This window comes from Synechococcus sp. R6-10, from assembly GCF_047461815.1.
Lineage (GTDB): Bacteria > Cyanobacteriota > Cyanobacteriia > Thermostichales > Thermostichaceae > Thermostichus.
On record NZ_JANSHW010000476.1, the window covers coordinates 1 to 4391 of the forward strand.

Consider the following 4391-nt stretch of genomic DNA (forward strand, 5'->3'; position numbering starts at 1 on the left):
AACCGGAAGAGGTGCCCCAGTTCGTACAGCGGGTCAAAGACTATGCCATCAAAGCAGTGCGGGAAGCTAAGGTCCACACCGCTTGGCTTCGCCCCGATACCGAATACGAAGAAGCCACTACCGCTTTTATCGAACGGATCCTTCAAGGCCCTAACCCCTTTTTGGAGTCCTTTTTGCCTTTCCAACGGAAAGTTGCCCACTTTGGCATTTTTAATTCCCTCTCGCAGACGCTGATCAAGCTCACCAGCCCTGGGATCCCGGATATTTACCAAGGCACGGAACTGTGGGATTTGAGCATGGTGGATCCCGACAATCGTCGGCCTGTGGATTTTTCCCGTCGCCTCGCCTATTTGGAAGAAATTCAACGGCGGGTTAAACAGGATCCTCTCCAACTCATTGCGGATTTGCTCCTGCACCGCAGCGACGGACGCATTAAGCTGTTTCTGATTTACCATGTGCTCAAGGCCCGCCAGGAACAGCCCCAATTGTTTCTCGAGGGCAGCTACATTCCTCTGCAAATCAGCGGATCCCATGCTGACCATGTTGTGGCTTTTGCCCGTCAGCACGGCAAGCAGGTATTGCTCACGGTGGTGCCGCGTTTTTTAACAAAGTTGATCGACGAAACCCAAGATCCTCTGGGAGAATCCGTTTGGGCAGATACCGAAATTCATCTGCCGCGCTGGAAGCGGCTGGACTGGGTGAACGGGCTAACCCAGGAAAGGATCCCTGCCGGCGAAACCTTGCCGGTGGGCGTTGTCTTAAAATCCTTCCCGGTGGCCCTGTTGTGGGGACAATCCCGCTAGCGGCCTAGGCGGGGGCTAGAGCCTGAAAATGGACGATGCGGGCAAACTCTTGGGGGTCTAGGCTGGCCCCTCCCACCAATACGCCGTCAATCTCAGGCTGGGCCATCAGCTCATCGATGTTGCCGGCCTTCACCGAGCCGCCATACAAAATGGGCAGTTGGGCATTGCCCAGGTGTTGCCGGATCAAGCCGATGACCCGGTTGGCCTCTTGAGCTGCGCAAGTCTGGCCGGTGCCGATGGCCCAAATGGGCTCATAGGCAATCACCAAGTTCCCCAGATCGATCCCCGGCAAGGCGCGATCCAACTGCCCCACAATCCAAGACTCGGTCAAGCCTTGCTCCCGCTGCTGCTGGCTTTCTCCCACACAGAGGATGGGGGTAAGGCCGTGCCGCTGGGCGGCTGCCAGACGCCGATTGACGGTTTCGTCCGTCTCGCCGAAGTACTGCCGCCGTTCGCTGTGGCCGACGATGACGTAGCGCACCCCCAATTCCGCCAGCATGGGGCCGGAAATTTCCCCGGTAAAAGCTCCCTGATCCTCCCAATGCAGATTTTGTGCCCCCACGGCTATGTCGGATCCGCGGCTTTGCTCTGCCACCACCGCCAGGTCTGTAAAGGGCACACATAGGATGATCTGCCGCTGGGATGCTGACCCTGACGGCGATGATTGTAGGGCCAGGCCCAGCTCTTGCAGAAACTCGCGAGCCTCAGCCTGAGTCTTGTGCATTTTCCAGTTGCCGGCGATGAGGATGGGGCGCAAGATGGATCCTCCCTTAGAGACAACAGAAGGAAGGGATCCCGCAAGCAGAAAGCCCAATAAAACAGCAGGGATCCCAGCTTTGTTTTTTCGTATGACACAGTTTACCAGCAAGCGATCCCGAAAATACGGCGACGGGATCCCCTCTCCAAGCGCCGGTTAACCCTTCAACCCACGTGGGGACAGGGGGATCCCCCACAGGCCAAAACTCAACAGGGAAAGCAGCCTCTCAGAGCTCAACGATCTGGGTGTTTTCAAAAGTAGCCAGGATTTCATCCAGATCCTTGTTTTGCACCGAGTAGGTAGCAGTGGCATCGTTGCCAAACTGAATTTCGTCCCCGTCCTCCAGATCCCGAAATTCCACCCGTTGCCCACACACGTAAAGGCCGTTGGTGCTGGGGGTGCCCTGAATGTCTCCGTCGATGATTTGGTAAGTGAACCCATCGGGAGAAGAGGGGGATTCTGTTTTGACCAAAATGGCGTGGTAGCGAGAGGCGTACTGGGAGTCGATGCGAATGCTGTTGCGTGGATCCCGGCCTAAGGAGTAGAGCTCAGCCGTCAACCAGTAGGCTTTTGGCCCATGACGATCCTTGACGATGAGCACGTGATTGAGGGCTGGTCGGCGAGGGGGCGTGGTCATGAAAGGCACCCGCTTGCACAACACTGAGGGCAGGATAGCCAAAACATAACATAGGATCCCCCTGGTGGATCCCTGTGTCCACCGGATAAGTCTCTTCAGGTCGGCATCCCAGGCTGGTGCGGGATCCCCCTGAGCAACAAGAAAGGGTCTGAGTAGATTTTTGTAACAATTCCTCTCATAATAGGATCGACGATGCAAATGGATCCCTGACCATGAATGGCTCGCAACCGGATCCCGGTGTTCAACCCCGTTCTCCCAAGACACCGAGGCTCATTGAGTTGCCGGAAGATGAAACCGATGCGCAGCTCAGCGATCCCCTGCGGATGCAGCGCTACGAATGTCGTTCTTGTGGCTATGTTTACGAACCGGCCAAGGGGGATCAGCTCAATCGGATCCCGGCGGGCGTGCCGTTTGAGGAATTGCCAGCCGATTGGAAATGTCCGGTGTGCCGAGCCGACAAGCGCTTGTTCCAAGCAGTGGGTGCCAAAGGCAAGCCTTCGGGTTTTCAAGAGAACCTGCGCTATGGCCTGGGGGTGAATGTGATGACCCCTGCCCAAAAGAACCTGCTGATCTTTTTGGGATTGGCGCTGGGATTTTTATTTTTGATGAGTTTTTATTTCGTCGAGTGAGGGTCAAGATGTTCAAACCCCTGAGGCTGGTGCTGCTGGTTGCTGTCTCGGTGCTGCTGATGGCGGCGGGGATGCCCAACATGCGGGTGGTCCCCTGGCAGCAGGTGGAAGTGCCCACCCAGAACATTCTGCTGGACATTGCCTTCACCGGCACCACCCCTTCCCATGGCTGGTTGGTGGGAGACAAGGCGACGCTGCTGGAATCCCGCGATGGGGGTCTGCACTGGCAGGTGCGGGAGCTGCCGGGTCTGGAGCCGGAAGCCTACCTGGCCTCCATTAGCTTTGCTGGGGCAGAAGGCTGGGTGGCCGGGCAGCCGAAGATCCTCCTCCACACCCTGAACGAGGGATCCGACTGGACTTCCATTCGCCTTAACAACCAACTGCCAGGGGAGCCGCTCTTGATCCAGGCTCTGGGCCCTGGCGCCGCCGAAATGGTGACCAATGTGGGGGCCATCTACCGCACCGAAGATGGCGGTCAGACCTGGCATGCCCAAGTGGATGAGCCGATTGGGGCCATCAAAAACATTGCCCGCGGCCCTGAAGGCGAATATCTGGCGGTGTCGTCGCGGGGCAGCTTCTACTTTCTGTACACCCCAGAAAGCCGCGCCTGGAAGCCCTATCCGCGGGAAAGCTCCCGCCGCATTCAAAACATGGGCTTTGGCCCCCACGGCAGCGCTTGGAAATTGAACCAAGGGGCGGAGATCGCCTTTACCGATGACTTCACCTCCGGCCAGTGGTCGTCGCCGCTGCGTCCGGGGCGGGCCCTCAGCTTTGGCTACCTCAATGCCGCCTATCAAAACGACCACGACCTGTGGGTGGTGGGGGGTGGCGCTACCCTGATCCACAGCCCTGACGGTGGCAAAACCTGGGAGCAGGCCAAGAAACTCAGCAACATCCCCGCCAACTTCTACAGCATTGAGTTTTTCGGCCCCGAGCAAGGGTTTATTCTGGGGCAACGGGGCACCCTCTTGCGCTATGTCAGCTCCAACAACTCCTGAAGGTCTCAGGGATCCCTAATCGGCACACGGGTGGATATACGCGCCAAGGATCCAGCTTCACGCCCTCGGCTGCTGGTTGCTGCCAGCGGCACTGGTGGCCACATTTTTCCGGCCTTGGCCGTTGCCGAGCAGTTGCCTGACTGGCAGATCGAATGGCTGGGGGTGCCGGATCGCATGGAAGGGAAGCTGGTGCGGGAGCGGTATCCCTTGCACCGGGTCGTCATGTCGGGCTGGCAGGGATCCCCTCTCCGCAAGCTGCAAGCCTTGGCCCAACTGGCCCGCGCCACCCTACAAGTGCGCCGACTCCTTATGTCGGGACGGTTTGATATTGTCCTGACCACCGGTGGGTACATTGCCGCTCCGGCCATTTTGGCCGCCCGTTCGCTGGGGGTACCGGTGTTGCTGCACGAGTCCAATCGGATCCCGGGCAAAGTGACCCGTTGGCTGGGGAGATTTTGTCAGGTGGTGGCGCTGGGCATGGCGGAGACGGCAGAGCATTTGCCAGGGGTGGCCGCCCAAGTGGTGGGTACGCCGGTGCGGGCCGAGTTCTACACGCCCCAGCCTTTC

At 58.6% G+C, this 4391-nt stretch carries 5 protein-coding genes and 1 pseudogene; 4 read left to right on the forward strand and 2 right to left on the reverse strand.

The features are described from left to right. Positions 1–803, forward strand: a pseudogene (locus NW837_RS12420) (malto-oligosyltrehalose synthase); the annotation flags it as partial. Positions 804–807: 4 nt separating this feature from the next. Here NW837_RS12420 and tpiA read toward each other — a convergent pair. Further along, positions 808–1560, reverse strand: a complete 753-nt coding sequence (gene tpiA / locus NW837_RS12425; protein WP_414331943.1) for a triose-phosphate isomerase — start codon at positions 1558–1560, stop codon at positions 808–810. A gap of 226 nt (positions 1561–1786) precedes the next feature. Next, positions 1787–2197, reverse strand: coding sequence for an FHA domain-containing protein (locus tag NW837_RS12430; protein ID WP_414331937.1), 411 nt, complete (start codon positions 2195–2197; stop codon positions 1787–1789). 212 nt (positions 2198–2409) lie between these two features. Here NW837_RS12430 and NW837_RS12435 point away from each other — a divergent pair, with 212 nt between their 5' ends. The 3 genes from NW837_RS12435 to NW837_RS12445 form a co-directional block, all read left to right on the forward strand. Then, complete coding sequence (locus tag NW837_RS12435) at positions 2410–2826, forward strand: rubredoxin (protein WP_414331938.1); 417 nt, start codon at positions 2410–2412, stop codon at positions 2824–2826. An 8-nt stretch (positions 2827–2834) separates the two neighbouring features. After that, complete coding sequence (locus NW837_RS12440; RefSeq protein ID WP_414331939.1) at positions 2835–3824, forward strand: photosynthesis system II assembly factor Ycf48; 990 nt, start codon at positions 2835–2837, stop codon at positions 3822–3824. Positions 3825–3854: 30 nt separating this feature from the next. Next, the coding region (locus NW837_RS12445) for a UDP-N-acetylglucosamine--N-acetylmuramyl-(pentapeptide) pyrophosphoryl-undecaprenol N-acetylglucosamine transferase (RefSeq protein ID WP_414331941.1) at positions 3855–4391 on the forward strand (537 nt) is incomplete at its 3' end.

What these genes read in the sequence shown, in the direction of transcription:
- NW837_RS12430 (WP_414331937.1), bottom strand. Translation starts at nt 2,197, where the DNA reads ATGACCACGCCCCCTCGCCGACCAGCCCTCAATCACGTGCTCATCGTC.
- NW837_RS12435 (WP_414331938.1), top strand. Translation starts at nt 2,410, where the DNA reads ATGAATGGCTCGCAACCGGATCCCGGTGTTCAACCCCGTTCTCCCAAG.
- NW837_RS12440 (WP_414331939.1), top strand. Translation starts at nt 2,835, where the DNA reads ATGTTCAAACCCCTGAGGCTGGTGCTGCTGGTTGCTGTCTCGGTGCTG.